General features: G+C 70.7%; 17 protein-coding genes. 8 read left to right on the top strand and 9 right to left on the bottom strand.

Annotation, left to right across the window (positions count from 1 at the left end; translation table 11 throughout):
- Positions 1 to 89: 89 nt before the first annotated feature.
- The 4 genes from QM779_RS15850 to QM779_RS15835 all read right to left on the bottom strand — a co-directional run bounded on the left by QM779_RS15850 (position 90) and on the right by QM779_RS15835 (position 6284).
- Entirely contained in the window at positions 90 to 3098 is a 3009-nt protein-coding gene (locus tag QM779_RS15850) for a glycoside hydrolase family 2 TIM barrel-domain containing protein (protein WP_428537111.1), read from the bottom strand.
- A complete protein-coding gene (locus QM779_RS15845) occupies positions 3095 to 3907 on the bottom strand; it encodes a carbohydrate ABC transporter permease (RefSeq protein WP_428537108.1) in 813 nt (270 codons plus the stop codon). The genes QM779_RS15850 and QM779_RS15845 overlap by 4 nt, the downstream gene beginning before the upstream one ends.
- Positions 3900 to 4874, bottom strand: a complete 975-nt coding sequence (locus QM779_RS15840) for a carbohydrate ABC transporter permease (protein WP_428537105.1) — start codon at positions 4872 to 4874, stop codon at positions 3900 to 3902. Before QM779_RS15840 ends, QM779_RS15845 begins: the two co-directional genes overlap by 8 nt.
- Before the next feature lie 90 nt (positions 4875 to 4964).
- On the bottom strand, positions 4965 to 6284 hold the full coding sequence (locus tag QM779_RS15835; protein ID WP_428537102.1) for an ABC transporter substrate-binding protein: 1320 nt from the start codon (positions 6282 to 6284) through the stop codon (positions 4965 to 4967).
- Between the two features lie 235 nt (positions 6285 to 6519).
- Here QM779_RS15835 and QM779_RS15830 point away from each other — a divergent pair, with 235 nt between their 5' ends.
- From QM779_RS15830 to QM779_RS15810, 5 genes are all read left to right on the top strand, one after another.
- Entirely contained in the window at positions 6520 to 7551 is a 1032-nt protein-coding gene (locus QM779_RS15830; RefSeq protein WP_428537099.1) for a LacI family DNA-binding transcriptional regulator, read from the top strand.
- Positions 7552 to 8200: 649 nt separating this feature from the next.
- Positions 8201 to 9250: an iron-siderophore ABC transporter substrate-binding protein gene (locus QM779_RS15825; RefSeq protein WP_428537096.1), complete on the top strand. Its 1050-nt coding sequence runs from the start codon at positions 8201 to 8203 to the stop codon at positions 9248 to 9250.
- A gap of 73 nt (positions 9251 to 9323) precedes the next feature.
- Complete coding sequence (locus tag QM779_RS15820; protein WP_428537093.1) at positions 9324 to 10295, top strand: FecCD family ABC transporter permease; 972 nt, start codon at positions 9324 to 9326, stop codon at positions 10293 to 10295.
- The gene (locus QM779_RS15815) at positions 10292 to 11344 is read left to right on the top strand and encodes a FecCD family ABC transporter permease (protein WP_428537090.1); all 1053 of its coding nucleotides are present in this window, start codon (positions 10292 to 10294) and stop codon (positions 11342 to 11344) included. Before QM779_RS15820 ends, QM779_RS15815 begins: the two co-directional genes overlap by 4 nt.
- The gene (locus tag QM779_RS15810) at positions 11341 to 12144 is read left to right on the top strand and encodes an ABC transporter ATP-binding protein (RefSeq protein ID WP_428537087.1); all 804 of its coding nucleotides are present in this window, start codon (positions 11341 to 11343) and stop codon (positions 12142 to 12144) included. The genes QM779_RS15815 and QM779_RS15810 overlap by 4 nt, the downstream gene beginning before the upstream one ends.
- A gap of 162 nt (positions 12145 to 12306) precedes the next feature.
- Here the strand turns inward: QM779_RS15810 and QM779_RS15805 are convergent, their stop codons facing one another.
- Both QM779_RS15805 and QM779_RS15800 read right to left on the bottom strand, forming a co-directional pair.
- Positions 12307 to 12936, bottom strand: coding sequence for an alpha/beta hydrolase (locus tag QM779_RS15805; RefSeq protein ID WP_428537084.1), 630 nt, complete (start codon positions 12934 to 12936; stop codon positions 12307 to 12309).
- A complete protein-coding gene (locus QM779_RS15800; RefSeq protein WP_428537081.1) occupies positions 12933 to 13865 on the bottom strand; it encodes a VOC family protein in 933 nt (310 codons plus the stop codon). Before QM779_RS15800 ends, QM779_RS15805 begins: the two co-directional genes overlap by 4 nt.
- 190 nt (positions 13866 to 14055) lie before the next feature.
- Between QM779_RS15800 and QM779_RS15795 the strand changes: the two genes are divergently transcribed.
- Positions 14056 to 15087: an aldo/keto reductase gene (locus QM779_RS15795; RefSeq protein ID WP_428537078.1), complete on the top strand. Its 1032-nt coding sequence runs from the start codon at positions 14056 to 14058 to the stop codon at positions 15085 to 15087.
- 27 nt (positions 15088 to 15114) lie between these two features.
- Here the strand turns inward: QM779_RS15795 and QM779_RS15790 are convergent, their stop codons facing one another.
- Entirely contained in the window at positions 15115 to 17001 is a 1887-nt protein-coding gene (locus QM779_RS15790; protein WP_428537075.1) for a subtype A tannase, read from the bottom strand.
- Positions 17002 to 17224: 223 nt separating this feature from the next.
- Between QM779_RS15790 and QM779_RS15785 the strand changes: the two genes are divergently transcribed.
- Together QM779_RS15785 and QM779_RS15780 are read left to right on the top strand one after the other, a co-directional pair.
- Complete coding sequence (locus tag QM779_RS15785) at positions 17225 to 17398, top strand: hypothetical protein (RefSeq protein WP_428537072.1); 174 nt, start codon at positions 17225 to 17227, stop codon at positions 17396 to 17398.
- Positions 17399 to 17439: 41 nt separating this feature from the next.
- Entirely contained in the window at positions 17440 to 18294 is an 855-nt protein-coding gene (locus tag QM779_RS15780; RefSeq protein ID WP_428537069.1) for an SDR family oxidoreductase, read from the top strand.
- A 70-nt stretch (positions 18295 to 18364) separates the two neighbouring features.
- Here the strand turns inward: QM779_RS15780 and QM779_RS15775 are convergent, their stop codons facing one another.
- Positions 18365 to 19030, bottom strand: a complete 666-nt coding sequence (locus QM779_RS15775; RefSeq protein ID WP_428537066.1) for a zf-HC2 domain-containing protein — start codon at positions 19028 to 19030, stop codon at positions 18365 to 18367.
- Positions 19023 to 19589, bottom strand: a complete 567-nt coding sequence (locus QM779_RS15770; RefSeq protein ID WP_428537063.1) for an RNA polymerase sigma factor — start codon at positions 19587 to 19589, stop codon at positions 19023 to 19025. Before QM779_RS15770 ends, QM779_RS15775 begins: the two co-directional genes overlap by 8 nt.
- Positions 19590 to 19620: the final 31 nt, after the last annotated feature.

Raw genomic sequence — 19620 nt, 5'->3', positions numbered from 1 at the left:
TTCCGACGACCGCCGCGCCGGGCCGGTGTGAGGGGAGACACCGGCCCGGCGGTTCCCGGCGGGCGGGACGGACGCCACGGCGCCCGCGATCAGCGGCGGACCCCCTGGAACCCGAACCGGAACTCCAGGGGCCCCGAAGGCACCCGGTACTCCGGATGGGTCATCGCCCCCCACGCGTGGTCGCCAGCGACGCCGCGCCGCATCAGGGCGGGACGCAGCACGGTGCGGTGCACGGGCGGCAGTTCGTTGGGGTGCAGGGCGTTCTCGATCTCGAACGGCGTCCACGGCAGCGCGGAGAACTCCATCGGGACCTCCGCGTCGAAGCGCAGGCCCGCGCCGCGGTCGTCGGTCACCTCGGCCCAGCGGACGCCGGTGTGGCTGCCCGCCTCCTGCGGCCGGACGTAGCGCGTGAACTGGGTCCGCACGTCGCCGGTGTGGACGTCCACCCGGACGCCGTTCCTGCGGTCGACGTAGGACTCCTGGGGCCCCTCGCCGTACCAGCGCAGGTGCCGCAGGGACGCGTCCGCGGTGAGCAGCAGCCCGAACTCCGGCACGTCCGGCAGCCCCTCGCCGGGACGCAGCGCCATCGTCACCACGATGTGGCCGTCGCCGTCCACGCGGTAGGTGACGTCGCACTCGCTGCCGGGCGTCGTCGGCAGCACGTGGGTGAACCCCACCTCCACCGCCCCGTCCACGACCTCGAGCGTGGGGACGATCGGGGGACGCTGTGCGTAGCGGCTGGCGAGCAGCCACGGGCCGTCGCGGAACGGCATGTCCCAGCCCCGCTCGTTGGACGTCGGGGCGTGCCAGAAGTTCGGTCGCGGGATGCTCGTCAACAGCTCGCGCCCGCCGTCGTGGGTCAGGCCGTACCGGTAGGAGATCAGCCCGCCGTGGACGCCGGAGAACAGCGCGAGGAAGTGCTCGCCGCGCACGCCGATGTTGTGGATGCCGGTCACGACCTCCGGCGTCCGCGCAGCCCTCGTCGGACGCGACGGTGCCGCCACCGTGAACACGCCCTGCTGGTAGCCGACCTCGTGGCCGGCCTGCGCCCAGGCGGTGCCCGCGCGGAGCCGGAAGGACACGTCGACCGTGTACTCCCCCGGCTCCGGGGGCAGCGCGAAGGGCAGCGGGTGGCTGCCGCGCTCCCCCGGCGCCACGTCGGTCGTGACGACCGCCGCGGCCAGCGTCCGGCCCTCGCGGCGCAGTGTGACCACGCACTCGTAGGCGGAGGTCGAGGTGAACAGGTGCCGGTTCTCCACCTCGAAGGAGTCCCTGCCGACGACCGTCCGGAAGCCCTGGTACAGGTACTTCATCTCCTGCAGGAACGGCTTGGGGGTGTGGTCGGCGAACAGGATGCCGTTCGCGCTGAAGTCGCCGTCGTGCGGCGCCTCGCCGCAGTCGCCGCCGTAGCCGAAGTAGTCCTCGCCGAACCGGTCGACCAGCGCGATCGCCTGGTCGGCGAAGTCCCAGATGAACCCGCCCTGGAACAGCGGGTCACGGTGGGCCAGGTCGACGTACCGGTCGACCGCCCCGAACGAGTTGCCCATCGCGTGCGCGTACTCGCACAGGATGTAGGGCTTGTCGCGGTGGGTGGCCAGGTACTCCTCGATCTCCGTGCTCGGCGGGTACATCCGGCTGACCACGTCGGACGTCTCGGGGTACCGCGGGTCCCAGTACACGCCCTCGTAGTGCACCGGACGGGTGTCGTGGGCGCGGAACCAGTCGCCGACGGCGAGGATGTTCGTCCCGCCGAAGGACTCGTTGCCGCACGACCACATCACCACGCAGGCGTGGTTCTTGTCCCGCTCGAGGACGTTCGCTGCCCGGTCCAGCAGCACGTCGCGCCACTCGGGGCGGTCGCCGGGGACCAGTTCCTCCAGCGTGGTGAGGCCGCGTCCGTGCTGGTCCCACAAGCCGTGCGACTCGAGGTTCATCTCGTCGATCACGTACAGGCCGTAGGTGTCGCACAGCTCGTAGAAGAAGGAGTTGTTCGGGTAGTGGCTGGTCCGGACGGCGTTGATGTTGTTCGCCTTCATCAGCCGGATGTCGGCCTCGGTCTGCTCGCGGCTCATCACGCGTCCGGCCAACCCGAACTCGTGCCGGTTCACGCCGTTGAACACGACCCGGCTGCCGTTGATCCGCAGCAGGCCGTCCTCGATCCCGAAGCGACGGACGCCGACCCGCTGCGGCACGACCTCGGTGACCGTGCCGGAGCTGTCGGTGACCTCGACCAGCAGGTCGTACAGGAACGGGTCCTCCGCGCTCCACAGCCGGGGGGACGCCACGCTCAGCGACAGCGTCCCGTCCTCGGCGGCGGCGAGTTCGCCCACCCCGGCCAGGGTCGCCCGGACGCGACCGTCCCCTGCCAGCGCGACCCGCAGCGACACCGTCGCCTCGGCGAGGTCGTCCGACACGTCGGTGGTGACCCGGAGGTCCTCGACGTGGACGGCCGGACGCCGGTACAGCACGACGTCACGGAACAGGCCGGAGAACCGGTAGAAGTCCTGGTCCTCGATCCACGAGCCGGCCGTCCACTTGATCACCTGCGCGGCGAGCTTGTTGTCCCCGTCGACCAGGGCGTCGGTGAGGTCGAACTCCGACGGGGTGAACGAATCGGCGCCGTAGCCGATGTACGTCCCGTTCAGCCACACCGCGACCGCGCTCTCCGCGCCCTTGAACGACACGCTGAGCCGCTCGCCCGCGGCCAGCGGGTGGTCGAGGGTGAAGCTGGTCACGTAGCTGCCGACCGGGTTGTAGCGCTGCGGCACCTGCCCGGGGACCACGTTCTCGTGCCCGTCCCACGGGTACTGCACGTTGGTGTACTGCGGACGGTCGTAGCCCTGCAGCTGGATGTGGGCGGGGACGGGGATGTCGTCCCAGTCCGAGCAGTCGAAGTCCGGCGCCTCGAACCCCGGCACGGTGGACGCGGGGTTCTTGGCGTAGTGGAACTTCCACAGGCCGTTGAGGCACTGCTCGAAGCTGCTCTCGCCCCGTCCGGCCTCGTCCGCGCCGGCGAACCAGCGGTGGTCGGAGTGGGCGGGCAGGCGGGACTCGCCGAACCAGGTCGGATCGGCGATGCGGTCGAAATCGAAAGTCACTTGATTGCTCCTGTGATGCCCTGGGCGAAGCTGCGCTGCAGGACGAGGAAGATCACCATCGTCGGCAGCGAGGCCAGCAGGACCGCCAGCATCAGCATTCCGTAGTCGGTCACGTAGCCCGCGCGGAGGTTCGAGATCAGCATGGGCATGGTCTGGTAGGCGCTGTTGATGAGGATCACCTTCGGCCAGAGGAAGTTGTTCCACGCCGCCATGAAGGTGATCACCGCAGCCGCGGCGTAGGTCGACTTCATGGTCGGGAGGAAGATCCGGAAGAAGATGTTCAGCTCGCCGAGTCCGTCGATGCGCGCCGCCTCGAGGATCTCGTGCGGGAACGACCGGGACGCCTGCCGGAACAGCAGCACCAGGAACGGCGTCGCGATCGCGGGCAGGATGACCGCGAAGGTGGTGTTGGTCAGCCCGAAGGTGGCGAACATCCGGAACAGCGGGATCATCGTCGCGGCGAACGGGATCATCATCGCCAGCAGCAGGACGCTCATCAGCCGGTCCTTGCCCCGGGAGTGGAACACCTCGAAGCCGTAGCCGGCGATCGAGCACACGACCAGCGCCAGCACGGTCGTCGCGACGGCGTTGACCGTCGAGTTCCACATGGCCGCGGCCACGTCCTGCTGGGAGACCAGGGTGGCGAAGTTCTCGGCGAGCGCCGAGCCGGGCAGCAGCCGCGAGCTCAGCACGTCCTGGCTGGTGTTCGTGGCCGAGACCACCATGAAGTAGAGCGGGAAGACCGAGAGGATCGCCGAGAGCGCGAGGAACGCGTAGCTCGGCACCCGGCGCAGCGCGGACCTAGTCACGCTTGTCACCCACCTTCATCTGGATCCAGGCCAGGATCGCGACCATGATCAGGATCACGTAGGAGATCGCCGAGCCGTAGCCGACGTTGGAGCTCTTCTGGAACGACAGCTCGTACAGGTAGTGCGACATCGTCATGGACGTGTACGCCGGCCCGCCCTGGGTCAGGTTCCACGACTCGTCGAACAGCTGGATGGTGCCGTTGGTCGACATGATCGCGGTGAGCAGGATCATCGGACGCAGCTGCGGGATGGTCACGTACCAGAACGTCCGCCACGACCCGGCACCGTCGATCCGGGCCGCCTCCAGCGTGGAGTAGTCGAGGTTCTGCAGCGCGGCGAGGTAGAAGACCATGTTGTAGCCGGTCCAGCGCCACAGCAGGCCGAGGATGATCACCAGCCGTGCCGTGCCGGTCTGGCCGAGCCAGTTGATCGGCGAGTCGATGAAGTGCAGCCCCATCAGCGCGTCGTTGACGATGCCATCGGTGGCGAACATCGTCCGGAAGACCAGGGAGTACGAGACCAGCGAGACCGCGCACGGCAGGAAGATCGCGGTGCGCCACAGGCCCTTGAACCGCAGGTTCGGGTCGTTCAGCAGGTTGGCCAGCACCAGCGCCAGCACCAGCATGATCGGCACCTGGACGATCAGGTAGATGAAGGTGTTCTGGACGGTCATCTTGAAGATGTCGTCGTCGAACAGGCGCGCGTAGTTGTACCAGAGCGGGTCCGCCCAGGTCAGGCGGCTGCCGCGGCCGGTCTGCAGGGAGAGCAGGAACGCCTGGAACATCGGCCAGAAGTTCATCCAGAGGATCAGGACCGCTGCGGGGATCAGGAACAGCCAGCCGGTGACGTTGCGGCGCTGTTCGAGGCCCCTGCGCCGGCTTCGTCCGCCGTCCTCGGAGGGGGTGTCGGCCTTCCTGCGGACGCGGGAGGGCCGGTCCGGCAGCACTGCCGGTGCGGGTTGGGTCACGGGAGTTCCACCTTTTCACGCCGGGTGGGGCCGGCGTCCACCGGCCCCACCCATCTGCATCGGGCGAGAAGGATCACATCACGGATGGGATCACTTCATCGCGAATTCGACCGTCTTCTGCGCCTCCTCCAGAGCGGTTGCCGGATCCGTGCCGTTCATGATCTTGGTGATCGCAGCGCTGACCGCGTCGCGTCCCTCGTAGTAGTAGGCACCGGTGTTGTTCTTGGGCACCTGCTTGGAGAACTCGACCACCTTGGAGAACACCGGCTGGTCGCTGAAGAACTTCTGCGGCTCGGCGTAGACGGTGCTGTCGGCCATCGGCAGCCAGTTGGCCAGCGCGCCGGAGGAGGGCAGGATCGTCTCGTACAGCTCCTTGGAGCCGGCGAAGGTCTTGTTCAGGAAGTCGGACGCGAGCTCGTAGTTCGCGTTCGAGGTGATCGCCCACGAGGACCCGCCGTTGGCGGAGTAGTTCGTGGCACCGGCGACGCCGTCCAGCTTCGGCAGGTTGGTGATCGCCCACTTGCCGGACTGGTCCTTGGCCGACTGGATCGAGCCGAGGATCCACACGCCGTTGATGGTGCCGGCGACGTTGGAGTTCACGAAGCTGCCGACGTACTCGTCCCAGCTGTTGACCTCGACGAGGATGCCGTCCTTGACCAGCTTCTGGTAGACGTCAATGGCCTTGAGCAGCGCGTCGTTGTTGGTGATCGTCGGGTTGCCCTGATCGTCGAACAGGCTGGCGCCGGCGCTCTGCAGGATCATCGTGATCAGGTCGGACGAGCCCGCCTGGCCGGACAGCAGCGGCTTGCCGGTCTTCTCCTTGACCTGCTTGCCGAGGGTGATGAACTGGTCCCACGTGATGTCGGTGAAGTCATCGACGGTCAGCCCGGCCTCCTTGAGCACGTCCGTGCGCAGGGCGGTGATGGCGGTGCCGTTGTCGAACGGGAGGCCGTAGTTCATGTTGTCGATCACCGAATAGGCGACGACACCCTCGGGGAACTGGCTGAAGTCGACGCCGGACTTGCTGAAGTCGGCGAACAGGTCCGGGTAGTTGATGACGTTCTTCTGGAACGCGTTGTTCTGGACCAGGACGATGTCGGGCAGTTCCTTGGTCTCGTTGGACTGGCCGAGGGTGGTCAGCTTGGTCTGCACGTCGTCCCAGGGGGTCTCCACGACGTTCACCTTCACGTCGGGGTTGTCCTTCTGGTAAATCTTCGCGGCCTCGTTCATCGCGTAGATGTTGAAGGTCGGGTCCCAGCACCAGACGGTGAGGGTGCCGGTCTTCGGGCCGGCGGCCGCGGTCGTCTCCGCGGTCGTGGCGGGGGCGGCGGATCCGCCGCTGCAGGCTGCGAGCGCAACGCTCAGCGGCACGACCAGTGCCAGCGCAGCAACCTTCTTGAAGATGTTCATGAAGTGGGTGTTCCTTCTGTTGTCGATGCTCCACCGAGGTGCGGGTCGGTGCTGTCCCGGAAGGCTCCCTCGCCTCCACTCGTCCCTGAGTCGTCCATGAATGTTTACGTTAACGTAGCGCCTTCGCGCGGTCCCTGTCAGGCGAATCTCGGTTACAGAACGATAACGATGGCCGTCACAGGGGTTCCCAATGTTGACGTCCCCATTTTGCAGGTCCACGCGATAGCATCGGCGCATGCCCAGCACGACTGGTCGCGGTCGGCGCAAGACCGGACCCTCGATCGAGGATGTCGCGCGCCTGGCCGGGGTCTCGGCCCAGACGGTGTCGCGGGTGTCCACCGGATCGCAAGCCGTCCGCGAGGAGACCAGGGCGCGAGTGCTCGGGGCGATGGACCAGTTGGGGTACTCGCCCAACCGCGCCGCCCGGGCGCTGCGGAACGGGTCGTTCGGCACGATCGGACTGCTCGCCTACCGGTTCGAGCGGACGGGAGAGGCGCTGACGACGGAGGCCGTCGTGCGCGCCGCGGAGGAGCAGGGCTACTCGGTCACGCTGCTCAGCGTCCAGCAGCCCGTGGCCGACGAGTGGGAGCACGCCGCGCACCGGCTCTCCCACCAGGCGATCGACGCGCTGGTGATCATCCGGGCCGAACAGGCCACGCCGGAGTCGCTGGCGCTGCCGGCCGGCATGGCCGTGGCGGTCTCGGACTCGCGGCTGGTCGGCCACTACCCTTCCGTCGTCGCCGACCAGGTGCAGGGCAGCGAGGACGCGACGCGCCACCTGCTCGACCTCGGGCACCGGCAGGTGCACCACATCGCCGGCCCGGACGACTCCGAGCCCGCCTACGTCCGCTTCGCCACCTGGCAGCGCTGCCTGACCGAGGTCGGCATCCGTCCGCCGGAGCCCTGGCGGGGCGACTGGACGGCCCGGTCGGGCTACGAGGCGGGTCTGCGGATCGCGGAGAACCGCGACGTGACCGCCGTGTACTGCGCGAACGACGAGATGGCCTTCGGGCTGATCCGGGCCCTCCACGAGCACGGCCTGCGCGTCCCCGAGGACATCTCGGTGGTGGGCTTCGACGACATCGCGCTCAGCGGCTTCTCCTCGCCGCCCCTGACGACGGTGAAGCAGGACTTCCGCCGGATCGGCCAGGAGCTGGTCAGCCTCGCCCTCGACCAGCTCGGCACCCGCGGCCCGCGCCACCACGGCCGCACGGTGATCCCCACCGAACTCGTCGTCCGCAGCACCACCGCCCCGCCCTCCCGCTGACGGGCGCGGCACCGGTCATCCCGGGCGTGACCCGGGACGACGTCGTTTCCTCTCCCTGTCCTCCCGGGCTTGACCCGGGATCTCCGAGTCGGTGGTGGCGGGCACGTCGTCGAGATCCCGGCCTGCGCCGGGATGACAGGGAAGGGGCCGGGTCGCGTCGAGGGCCCCTGTGCGGACGGAGGCTCTGGACGCGAACAGTGGCCCTCGGCGATTGGGCTCGCGCACCTGTCATCCCGGGCTTGACCCGGGATCTCCGAGTCGGTGGCGACGGGCACGTCCTCGAGATCCCGGCTTTCGCCGGGATGACAGGGAAGGGAAGCCGAGTCGCGTCGAGGGCCAGCGCTCGTGCACGAGCGCCACCGTTCGCGTCGAGGGCCCTTGTCCGGACGAGGGCTCTGGACGGGAAGGGTGGCCCTCGGCGTCGGGGGCGCACCACGGTTCTTCACTTGCCGCCTCAAGAGGCTCCCCTTCCGCTGAGGAGCCGCGTCGTCGGCACGATAGGAACCGTCCCCATCGTTCCCCCGGCACGCTGGGGACGGTTCCTGGCGTGCCGCCAGAGCCGTCCCTCCCCGGCCGACACGGGCGTCCAACCCCGGCCCGATTTAGGCTAGGTTAGCCTTACCTAAATCTCATCCAGGAGGAACGCCCCGTGCCAGGAACCACCCGCCGACGACTGCTTGCCTCGATCGCAGGACTCGGACTCGCCGCGAGCCTCGCCGCGTGCACCAGCCCCGCGTCCGAGACCGCGTCCACCCCGGCGGCGTCGGCGTCGGCGAGCGCCGCGGCCTTCCCCGTGACGATCACCTCCGCCCTTGGGGACGCGGTGATCGAGAGCAAGCCGGAGCGCGTCGCCACGTGGGGCTGGTCCAGCCAGGACGCCGTGCTCGCGCTCGGCATCGTCCCTGTCGCGATGCCCGCCTACACCTACGGCGGCACCGACGGCGTGCTGCCGTGGGACGCGGACGCGATCAAGGCCCTCGGCGGCACCACCCCGACCCTGCTCAAGGGCGGCGAGAACGGCGAGGTGAACGTCGAGGAGTTCGTCGCGGCGAAGCCCGACGTCATCCTCGCGCCGTATTCCGGCCTGACTCAGGAGGAGTTCGACTCCCTCAGCAAGATCGCCCCCGTCGTGGCCTACCCCGACCAGCCGTGGGCGACCAGCTGGCAGGACCAGGCCACCATCGTCGGCAAGGCCCTCGGCCTGGAGGCCGAGGCGGAGCAGCTGGTCTCCGACGCCAACGACAAGGTCGCAGCGCTCGCGTCCGCGCACCCGGAGCTGAAGGGCAAGACCTTCGTCTACGGGGCGAACAACGAGGCCGAGGTGTTCAACATCTACCGGGCGAGCGACCCGCGCGTGCAGCTGCTGGTCGAGCTCGGCATGGAGGTCGCCCCGAGTGTGGCCGAGCTCGACCCCAAGCCGGCGGACGAGACCTACTTCTACGGGCTGAGCTTCGAGAAGCTGTCGAAGCTCGACTCCGACGTGCTGGTCGCCTACTTCGGCAGCCAGGACGAGGCGGACGCGTTCGCCAAGGACCCGCTGGTCGCGGCGATGCCGCAGGTCAAGGAGGGACGCTTCGCCCCGATCGTCGGCGAGTCGTTCGTGATGGCGTCCAGCGCGCCGACCGTCCTTTCGATCCCGTGGATGCTGGACGCGTACGTGCCCCAGCTGGCTGCCGCGGCGGCCAAGAGTGACGGCTGAGACCGAACCTCTGCAGCGCCGGGCGGACCGCACACCGCGGACCCGCCCGGCGCGTCGGCGTCTCCTCGGGGCCGTGCTGCTGCTGGCCGCAGTCGTCGTTGTCGCGGTGGCGAGCCTCGCGATCGGGGCCGCCGACATCAGCTGGCCGACCGTCCTGGACGCGCTGTTCCACTACGACGCCGCCAACCCCGAGCACATCGCCGTCGTCGAGAAGCGGCTCCCCCGCACGGTCATCGGGCTGGTCTGCGGCGCCGCCCTCGGCCTGTCTGGCGCGGTCGCGCAGGGCGTCACCCGCAACCCGCTGGCCGACCCCGGCATCCTCGGTGTGAACGAGGGCGCCGCGCTCTCGGTCGTGATCGGCATCTGGGTGTTCGGCGCGAGCTCCCCCACCCAGTACCTGTGGTTCGCCTTCGCCGGCGCCGCGGTGGCCGCCGTGCTGGTCTGGCTCATCGCCGGCAGGGGACGCGACGGCGCCACGCCGGTGAAGCTGGCGCTGGCCGGCTCCGCGATCTCGGCCGCCTTCCTCTCCCTCGTCTCCGGCATCCTGATCGCCAGCCAGGAGTCGCTGGACCGGATGCGGTTCTGGCAGGTCGGGTCGGTCGCGGGACGCGGCTACGACGTCCTGCTCCCCGCGCTGCCCGCCCTGCTGGTCGGCATCGTGGCCGCCCTGTGCTGCGGCCGGCTGCTCAACCTGCTCGCGCTGGGCGACGACACCGCCGCCGGTCTGGGCCTGCCGGTCAACCGCGCGCGCCTGTTCGCCGGCGCCGTGGTCGTCGTTCTCGCCGGCGCGACGACGGCGGTGTGCGGGCCGATCGCCTTCCTCGGCCTGATCGTGCCGCACCTCGTCCGGATGCTCACCGGGCCGGACTACCGCTGGGTGGTGGCCTACTCCGCGCCGGCTGCGGCCGTGGTGCTGGTCGCCGCCGACGTGGCCGGACGCGTCCTCGCCCGTCCCGGTGAGGTGCAGGTCGGCATCGTGCTCGCCGGCATCGGCGCCCCCGTGTTCATCGCGCTCGTCCGCCGCGGCTGGTCGGTGACGCTGTGAGCACCACGACCACCCACGGGGCCGTCACCAGGGCGTGGCGCACCGGGCTGCGTCGCCGCACGGTCGCCGTCTCCGCCGTCCTTCTGGCCGTGATGCTGGCCCTGTTCGTGCTGGCCCTGCTGCTCGGGGCCGCCGGTCTGACCCCCGCCGAGGTGTGGTCGGGTTTCACGGGGACGGCCAGCCGCAGCGTCCGCTTCGTGGTGCTCGACCTGCGCCTGCCCCGGGCCCTGGCCGCGGTGCTGGTGGGGGTCTGCCTGGGGCTGGCGGGGGCGGTCTTCCAGTCCGTGCTGCGCAACCCGCTGGCCAGCCCGGACGTGCTGGGCGTCACCGGCAGCGCCGGGGCGGCCGGTGTGTGGGGCGTTCTGGCGCTGAACCTCTCCGGCCTGAGGCTCTCGCTGCTGGCGATCGCCGGCGGCGTGGTGGGCGCGCTCCTGATCGCCGCGCTGACCTGGCGCCGAGGGATCTCCGGGTTGCGCCTGGTCCTGGTCGGCGTGGGTGTGGCCGCGTTCGCCGGCGCGCTCACGTCCTACCTGCTGACCACCTCCGACCTACGGGACGCCGCGAGCGCCTACACCTGGCTGGTGGGCAGCCTGAACGGCACCGGCTGGCCGGTGGTCGCTGTGACCGCGGGGCTCGCCGCGCTGGCGTCCGTCGCGCTCGTCCCGCAACTGCGCGGGCTGCGGGCGCTCGAGCTGGGCGACGAGACCGCGACCGCGCTGGGGATCCGTCCCGACCGGACGCGGGCGCTGGTGCTGCTGACCGGCGTGGTGCTCGCCGCGGTGGCCGTCGGCGCCGCAGGTCCGCTGGCCTTCGTCGCGCTGATGGCGCCGCAGGTGGCGCGGCGGCTGGTCGGACGGACGTCGCTGTCGCTCGTCGCGTCCGCGGCGATCGGCGGCGCGCTGGTGACCGGCTCCGACCTGATCGCGCAGCACGCCATCCCGTCCGTCACGCTGCCCGCGGGTGTGGTGACCGGGGTGATCGGCGCCCCGTACCTGGCGTGGGTGCTGGCCCGCAACGACTCCGTCCGCAGACCGGGAGGTTCCTCATGACGACCACGCACACGCTGGAGGCGGTCGACCTGACGCTCGGCTACGACGATGTGGCCATCGTCGAGGGGCTCACCCTGCAGGTGCCGCCGGGCCGGACCACGGTGATCGTCGGGGCGAACGCGTGCGGCAAGTCGACCCTGCTGCGGGGGCTGGCGCGGCTGCTGGCGCCGCGGGCCGGCACGGTGCTGCTGGACGGAACGGACATCCACCGGCTGCCGACCACCGAGGTCGCGCGCCGGCTGGGGCTGCTGCCGCAGGCACCGCTGGCCCCCGAGGCGATCACGGTCGCCGACCTCGTCTCGCGCGGACGCTACCCGCACCAGGGCTGGCTGCGCCGCAGCTCGCCCACCGACGACGAGATTGTGGACGCGTCGATGGCGGCCGCGGGGGTGCTGGACCTCGCCGAGCGCCGGGTGGACGCCCTGTCGGGCGGCCAGCGGCAGCGGGTGTGGATCGCGATGGCGCTCGCGCAGCAGGCGGACCTGCTGCTGCTCGACGAGCCGACGACCTACCTGGACATCAGCCATCAGATCGACGTCCTCGACCTGCTGGCCGACCTGAACGTCCAGCGCGGCACGACGATCGTGATGGTGCTGCACGAGCTGTCGTTGGCCTGCCGCTACGCCGACCACCTGATCGCGATGCGCGGCGGCGAGGTGATCGCCGCCGGCGCCCCCGCCGACGTGGTGGACGCGGCGCTCGTCCGCGAGGTGTTCGGCATCGAGGCGCTCGTCGTCCCCGACCCGGCGACAGGCACCCCCTCGGTCTCCCCGTTCAGCCGCCACCACCCGCGCCCCTGACCCCGGTACGAGGGGACGGTTCTTTCGTGCCGGGTACGAAAGAACCGTCCCCGCGGAACCGGCACGCGGGGACGGACCTCCTCCAAAAGCGGCACGCCAAGAACCGTCCCCATCGATCCCCCGGCTCGCTGGGGACGGTTCCCAACGTGCCGCCCTGCGCGATCAGGCGCGGACGGACGCGACCTGCGCGACGAACGTGAGGACGTCGGCGGCCTCGGCGGCGTTGATGCCGTGGGCGAGGCCGGGATAGGTCCGGGCCTGGAGCGTCGTGTGGGCGGACAGCCACGCCGCCGTGCGGGCGACCGCGTCCGGCGTGATCACAGCGTCGAGCTCGCCGCGTCCCCAGAAGACGGGCGGACGGGTCTCCGCGAGCAGCGCGTCGGCCGGCTGGCCGGCGCCGAGCACGAAGCCGCCCAGCACAACCGTGCCCGCCACCCGCTCCGGACGCGTCCGCAGCAGCTGGGTCGCCATCAGCCCGCCCTGCGAGAAGCCGATCGGCAGCACGGCCGCCGCCTCGGGCAGGTTCGTGTCCACCCACTCCCAGATTGCGTCGGTGGCCGCGACGACCGGCTCGGGCGCCGGGTCACCGGGCGTGCTGATCTCGAACCACGCGTGGCTGGACGGCCCCAGCGTGATCGGCGCACGCAGGGACGCCCACGGCAGGCCGGGTGCAACGAAGGGTGCCAACCCCGGCAGGTCGTCCTCGTTCGAGCCGAACCCGTGCAGGAACAGGACGGCGACCGGCGCGTCCCCGGCCGCACCGACGGCCTCCGACAGGCGGGCGGAGATCACCGGGCCAGCACCTCGTCCACGGACGCGCCGGGCAGCGACAGGGTCACCTTCGTGCCCCACGGGTCGTCCACGGTGAGCGAGCGGCCGTCGTCGGCGAACGCCAGCCTGCGCTCGTTCAGGCGCGCGGCGACGGCGTCCAGGTCGGCACGTCCGGGGACGGTGATCGCGACCTCGCCGAGACCGAGGCTGGCGGCCCGCGGCCCGGCGCCCGCGCTGTTCCACGTGTTCATCGCGATGTGGTGGTGGTACCCGCCCGCCGACACGAACAGCGCGCCGCGGTACTCGGTCATCGTCCTGTCGAAGCCGAGCGTGTCCGCGTAGAACTCCCCCGCCGCGTCGAGGTCGCCGACCTGCAGGTGGACGTGGCCGACCCTGCCGGCCAGCGCGGGACCCGCGTCCAGCACGTCCTGGCTCAGGTTCGCCTTCAGGTAGGCGTTGGGGTCGAGGTAGGTGGTGGTCATGAAGATCTGGCCGCGCTGGTAGTCCCACCGCTCGCGGGGACGGTCGGTGTACAGCTCGACGCCGTTGCCCTCCGGGTCGGTGAAGTAGAACGCCTCGCTGACCGTGTGGTCGCTGGACCCGACGAACCGGCTGCGCCCGTCCGTCGCCGCCCGGTAGACGGTCGCCGCCAGCGCCGCCGCGTCGTCGAAGAGGAACGCGGTGTGGAACAGGCCGGCCTGCCGCGGGTCGACCTCGGGCAGGTCAGGGGTGTGGATCAGCCGCACCATCGGCGTGGCGCCGCGGCCGAGCACCCGGTGCACCTCGGTGCCGTGGGCGCGCTCCTCCAGCGGTTCCATCGCGAACGCGTCGGCGTAGTAGGAGCTCATCCCCTCCAGGTCACCGACCCGGAGCGTGACCGCGTCCATCGCCGTGTCCGCGTTGATCGAGCGCTCGCCGATCGTGAACGGTGTCCTGGTCGTGGTGTCCACGGGTCCTCCTCGCCGGCGTCCGCCGGAATCGTTGCGTCTTCAACCAAGCATAGGACGGATTGGTTGACGGTTCAACTACCCGCTCAGGGGTACCGGGCGTACCCCGTCCAGCCCTTCCCTTCCCGCCCCTTCCCGGCTGGGATGGACGGGACGGACGGCGCGGCGCCGTCCCGATCGGGAGGAACACGCGATGGAGTACCGCAGCCTGGGTGATACCGGGGTCGAGGTCAGCAACCTGTGCCTCGGCACGATGATGTTCGGCGGGGTGAACAACGCCGACCACGACGACTGCGTCCGGATCATCCACGCCGCGCTCGACGCCGGCATCAACTTCGTCGACACGGCGGACGTGTACTCCGCGGGCGAGTCGGAGGAGATCGTCGGCAAGGCGTTGCGCGGACGCAGGGACGACGTCATCCTCGCCACGAAGTTCCAGGGCGCGATGGGCGACGACCGCAACCGGCGCGGCGCGTCCCGGCGGTGGATCGTTGCCGAGGTCGAGAACTCGCTGCGCCGGCTCGGCACCGACCACATCGACCTCTACCAGCTGCACCGGCCCAACCCGGGGACGAACATCGAGGAGACGCTGTCCGCCCTGACCGACCTCGTCCACCAGGGCAAGGTGCTCTACGTCGGCCACTCGGCGTTCCAGGCGAGCCAGCTCGTCGAGGCGCAGTGGACGGCGCGCGAGCGCCTGCTGGTGCGGCCGGTGTGCGAGCAGCTGTCCTACTCGCTGCTCGTCCGCAGCCCCGAGGTGGACGTGCTGCCGACCGCGCTGCGACACCGGATGAGCGTGATCTGCTACTCCCCGCTCGCCGGCGGCTGGCTCAGCGGCAAGTGGCGCAAGGACGCGGCCGCGCCGACCCCCTCGGCCGGGCGCGGCGCGAACGGGATGTTCCGGCAGCGCTACGACCACGACGACCCGGCGAACGCCGGCAAGCTCGAGGCCGCGGACGCGCTCGCGTCCCTCGCCGACGAGCAGGGGCTGACGCTGGTCGAACTCGCGATCGCGTTCGTCGTGAACCACCCCGCGGTCACCAGCGCGATCATCGGCCCGCGCACGATGGAGCAGCTGACCACCCAGTTGCCCGCCGCCGACATCCACCTGTCCGCGGACGTCCTGGACCGGATCGACGCGATCGTCACCCCCGGCACGACGGCCAACCCCTTCGACTCCGCGTACGTGAACCCGGCGTTGGACGCGGCGGCCCGCCGCCGCTGACCCGACCTGCGCGCGGGGCGCCGCGGTTCAGGCCACGGCCTCCTTCACCCACGCGATGAAGTTGGTGCTCGCGTCGCCGGTGCGTTCGGCCATCGTGTGGCCCATCCCCCAGACGGTGGCGAAGTCGACGTGGTCGACGCCGTGCGCAGCGAGGGCGAGGGCGAGGTTGATCTCGGTCGTGTTCGCCGTGTCGCCCTGCATGATCCCGGTGCGGATCCGCCAGTGCGGGGCCACGGTCGAACTCGCGCTGCCGTCGTAGTGGTCGGACAGGTAGTAGAGCGGGTTGTACATGTCGGTGCGATAGGCGACGTCCTTGCCCACGCTGTCGGTCTTGGCGAAGTCGGACGTGTACTGGCTGGCCGCGTAGTCGTCGGACCAGTCGGTCAGCTTCGCGTAGGCGTCCTCGTTGGCCGCGATCACGTCCTTCGACACCTGCGCGAAGTGCAGCCCGGCGGTGTTCAGGCCCATCACCACGTTCTCGGTGGCGCTGCGATCGGGGGCGTCGAAGGCCCCCACGCCCTTGGACGGGTTCTTCTGGCTGGTCACGAACCCCGCCAGCCCGGTCACCGTCGCGGTATGGGACGCCGCGTCGTAGACGACCCAGGTCGAGTCGCTGTTCAGGTGGTCGATGTAGTCGTCCACGGTGTCGTAGGTGACCGACTCGGTCGAGGACTCCGAACCTCCCGCGCCCCCCGACGGCATCGCGCCGCCACTGGGAGCACCGCTGGGCATCGCACCACCGCTGGGCATCGCACCACCGCTGGGCATCGCACCGCCGGAGGGCATGTCACCGGACGGGGCACCACCCGAGCCGGCCGGCGCGCCACCGCCCATGCCGGCCATGAAGCTGTTGGACGGCGTGTAGGGGAAGGTCGTGTCGGAGAGGAAGTTGTTCAGAGAGGTCTCGATGACGCTCATCACGTGCTCGTAGTAGGAGCCCGCGAGGTAGCTGCCCTGGTCCGACTTCGCCAGGACGAGCTTCTTCCCGGACGCGGTCAGGCCCAGGTCGTTGATGTAGCCGGCGAACGCCGCCGAGAGGTCGTCGGAGTACGCCTTTGTCCACGTGCCGGCAGCGCGCGTCCCCGACGTGGAGAACTGGCCCATGTTCCACTCGTAGGCGGCGTTGGCCCAGTCGAGGTTGGTGATCGGGCACCAGCACATCGCCCCTGCGATGGCGTCGCTCAGGGCGGCGCCGGACGCGTCCTTCGTGGCCGCGCCGATCGCCTCCAGGTAGGGGGTGTACAGCTCGCTGTCGCCGGAGGAGCCCATCACCGCGCTCTGCGCGCCGCCGCCGGAGTGGCCGAAGACGAACATCGCGTCCTTGTCGCCGGGGATGAGGTCGGCGTTGTACCGCAGGTACCGGACGGCGGCCTTGAGGTCGGTCACGCCCCACGGGGCGTTGCCGGAGTAGGAGTCGGTGTTGCTGTCCTTGCCGCGCAGGCCGGCGGCGACGTAGACGAACCCCTCCTTCAGGTAGGCCGACACGTCGTCGTAGGAGTAGCTGGACGGGGGCTTCTGCGCGGCGTAGCCCGGCGTGTTCACCGGGAACACGATCGGGGCGGTCGCCGCGGTGTAGTCGCCCACGCTCCCGGACGCGTTCACGGTGGCGGAATACGTGCCGTCGCTGTTCTTCGTCGCGGTCAGGTACTTCCCGGGCACGTAGACGCCGAGGGTCTCGTAGTCGGACGCCTGTGGCTTCGCGACGTAGAAGCGACCCAGTTGGTAGTAGACGTCGTTGGTCTCGTCGTAGCTCCAGGTCGCGCCGTCGAAGGACAGCGTGGCGGTGGCGGCCGAGGCCGTACCGGTCGCCGAGGACGAGGTCGAGGCCGTGCAGCCGACCAGGCCGACGGCGGCGATGCCGGCGGCGGCTCCGCCGACACCGATCAGGAAGTTGCGCCGGGTGAACGCGTTCATGGGGGATTCTCCGTCCTGGAACTCTGGGGTCGCCACCATGCAAACAGCCGCCACTGTGCCGACGGCCGGCCGGTCCTGTGCGGTGGCTGTGCGTCCTGTAAGCCGGGTGGGCTCCCGAACGGCGGCGCACCACCATTCGGGCCGACTTGCCGAGTTGATCGATAAAGTGTAACGTTGCCTTTATCGATCAACTCATGATCGGCAGGCCGTAGGAGCAGTAGTCATGATCGTTCAGTTCGCCCACCAGATCGCACTCTCGGAGCGCACCCTCAGCGACGCACGCCCGGCCACCGACGTCACCCCCGCGTCCCACCGCCCCGCCCGCATGGTCCGCTCCGCCGCGCGCCGTGGCCAGCGCTCCGCCCGGCGCCTCCTTCCCGCGCTGCGCAGCGCCTGAGACCCGACCTCGGCCCCGCCTCGCTCCCCCAGACTGGAGCGGTGAGCGGGGTCTTTGTCACCGGTCCGACGGGCACGGTTGGATCCGCCGTCGTGGCCGAACTGCTGGAGCGCGGCGAGCGGGTCCTCGCCGGCGTCCGGGACCCGGCCGGAGCACCAGACCTGCCTCCCGCCGCGGAGCGGCGCGCATTCCGGTTCGGCGACCCGCCCGAGCGACTCGCTCAGGCCCTCGCCGGCTCCGACCGCCTTTTCCTGATGCGTCCACCGGCCATCGCCGACGTCCGGACGTTCCTGTTCCCCGTGATCGAGGTGGCCGCGTCCCAGGGGATCAGGCAGGTGGTTTTCCTCTCACTCCAGGGGGTGCAGGCGAACCGTGCCACCCCACACCACGCGGTCGAGGCGCGGCTGCGCGAGCGGGACGCGCCGTACACCTTTCTTCGCCCCAACTTCTTCATGCAGAACCTGTCCGGGCCCCCGGCCGGTCCGATCCGGGAGCGGGACGAGATCGTCGTCCCGGCCGGACGCGCACGGACCGCGTTCATCGACGCGCGCGACATCGGACGCGTGGCCGCCGCCGTCCTCACCGAGCCCGGGCATCTCCGGCGCGCGTACACGCTCTCCGGGGAGGAGAGCCTCGGCTACGAGGCCGTCGCCCGCACGATGACCGCCGAACTCGGTCGGCGGATCACCTACACGCGACCCAGCGAACGCGAGTACCTGGACCTGCTGGCCCGAGAGGGCTGGCCACAGGACTACCTCGACGTGCAGCGGATGATCTACCGGGTCGTCCGGCTCAACGTCTCGGCGCTGCCGAACCACAGCGTCCGACGCCTCACCGGTCACCCGGCGACGTCGCTCGCCCAGTTCGTCCGCGACCACAGCGACGTCTGGACCTGAGCGGTCCGCGCTGCGTGCTCCGGACGGCGCTCGACAACGAACGCCGGCCCTCGACGACCGCTGACCTCGGCTACAGGCTCGCGCGCGCCCAGACCCCGCCCGACGGGCCCACGAGTTCGACGCTCACCGGCGGGTCGCCGGCCAGCGGCACCAGCCAGGAGCCGGACGCCGTCCCGGTGCCGTACTCGTCGTTCAGCGCCCATGCCCCGCCGCTGGTGCGGGTGCCGTCGGCGCCCACCAGGATGCACTCGTAGCGCACGTCGGGCTTGCCCGAAGTGACGTTGAGCAGGACGTAGGTGCGCCCCGACAGGGTCGCCAGGCCCACCGAGCCGACAGCGTCCCCCGCGTCCGTGACGAGGGACGCCGCCACCGGGGCACGACCGGCGGCGGCTGGCGGACGCGAGAACCACGCCGTCGCCGCAAGGGTCCCACCGACGCCGGCCAGCAGTCCGAGCAGGACGGCCGCGACGAGGAGCAGCGGCGTTCGCCGCCGGGGCCGGAGGGCCGGTTCGTCCGTGACCATGCCGGCGAGGACGCGTCCGGAGAACCCGGCCGGAGGGGCGACCGCCGGGGTGGCGGCGAGCGCCTGCTGCACGCCGTCGGAGACCTCCGCGTAGGCGTCCCTGCACGCGGGGCAGCCGGCGAGGTGGGCGACCAGCCGCTGCTCGTCGTCGGGGGCGACATCGGCGAGCGCCAGGGCGACCAGCTGGTCGGGATCGGGATGCCAGTCAGTCACGTTCCGCCTCCATGGCAAGCCGCATGCGGTGCAGGCCGCTGCGGATCCTCGTCTTCGCCGTGCCGAGCGGGATGCCCTCGTACGCGGCCACCTCCGCGGCCGTTCGTCCGCCCACGACGGCCAGCACCACCGCCCGGGCCTGCTCGGCGGGGAGCCGGGCGAGCCGCTCCGCCGCAGCGATCGACTCGACCCGGCCCCCGGTGCCGTCGGGCGGCTGGCCGGCGAGGGTGGTGGAGAGCAGCTGTTCGAGCTGCCCCGCCTCGACCGGCGCGCTGCGCCTTGCCCGGATGGCGTCGATCGCGAGGTTGCGGGTGATCGTGAGCAGCCAGGTCAGCACGGAACCCCGCCGGATGTCGTAGCTGGACGCCGCGCGCCACGCGCGCAGGAACGCCTCCTGGGCCACGTCCTCCGCCAGCGCGGGATCGCGGGTCACCGACAGCGCCAGCCCGTACACCGGACCCTGGAAGCGCCGGACGAACGCGACCGCGGCGGGCTCGTCGTTCAGGGCCAGCGCGGCGACCAGCGCGGCGTCGGACGCCCGGTCGGCGAGCGAGAACACGGTCACATCAGGGGATACGGACGAACGCCCC

It is taken from the genome of Propionicimonas sp., assembly GCF_049840635.1.
In the GTDB taxonomy this organism is placed as follows: domain Bacteria; phylum Actinomycetota; class Actinomycetes; order Propionibacteriales; family Propionibacteriaceae; genus Propionicimonas.
The sequence above is the reverse complement of the archived record's forward strand: the minus strand, read 5'-3'. Positions and strand labels throughout refer to the sequence as shown.

Coding starts and splice junctions, on each gene's coding strand:
- QM779_RS15835 (WP_428537102.1), bottom strand. CDS start 6,284: ATGAACATCTTCAAGAAGGTTGCTGCGCTGGCACTGGTCGTGCCGCTG.
- QM779_RS15830 (WP_428537099.1), top strand. CDS start 6,520: ATGCCCAGCACGACTGGTCGCGGTCGGCGCAAGACCGGACCCTCGATC.
- QM779_RS15810 (WP_428537087.1), top strand. CDS start 11,341: ATGACGACCACGCACACGCTGGAGGCGGTCGACCTGACGCTCGGCTAC.
- QM779_RS15795 (WP_428537078.1), top strand. CDS start 14,056: ATGGAGTACCGCAGCCTGGGTGATACCGGGGTCGAGGTCAGCAACCTG.
- QM779_RS15790 (WP_428537075.1), bottom strand. CDS start 17,001: ATGAACGCGTTCACCCGGCGCAACTTCCTGATCGGTGTCGGCGGAGCC.
- QM779_RS15785 (WP_428537072.1), top strand. CDS start 17,225: ATGATCGTTCAGTTCGCCCACCAGATCGCACTCTCGGAGCGCACCCTC.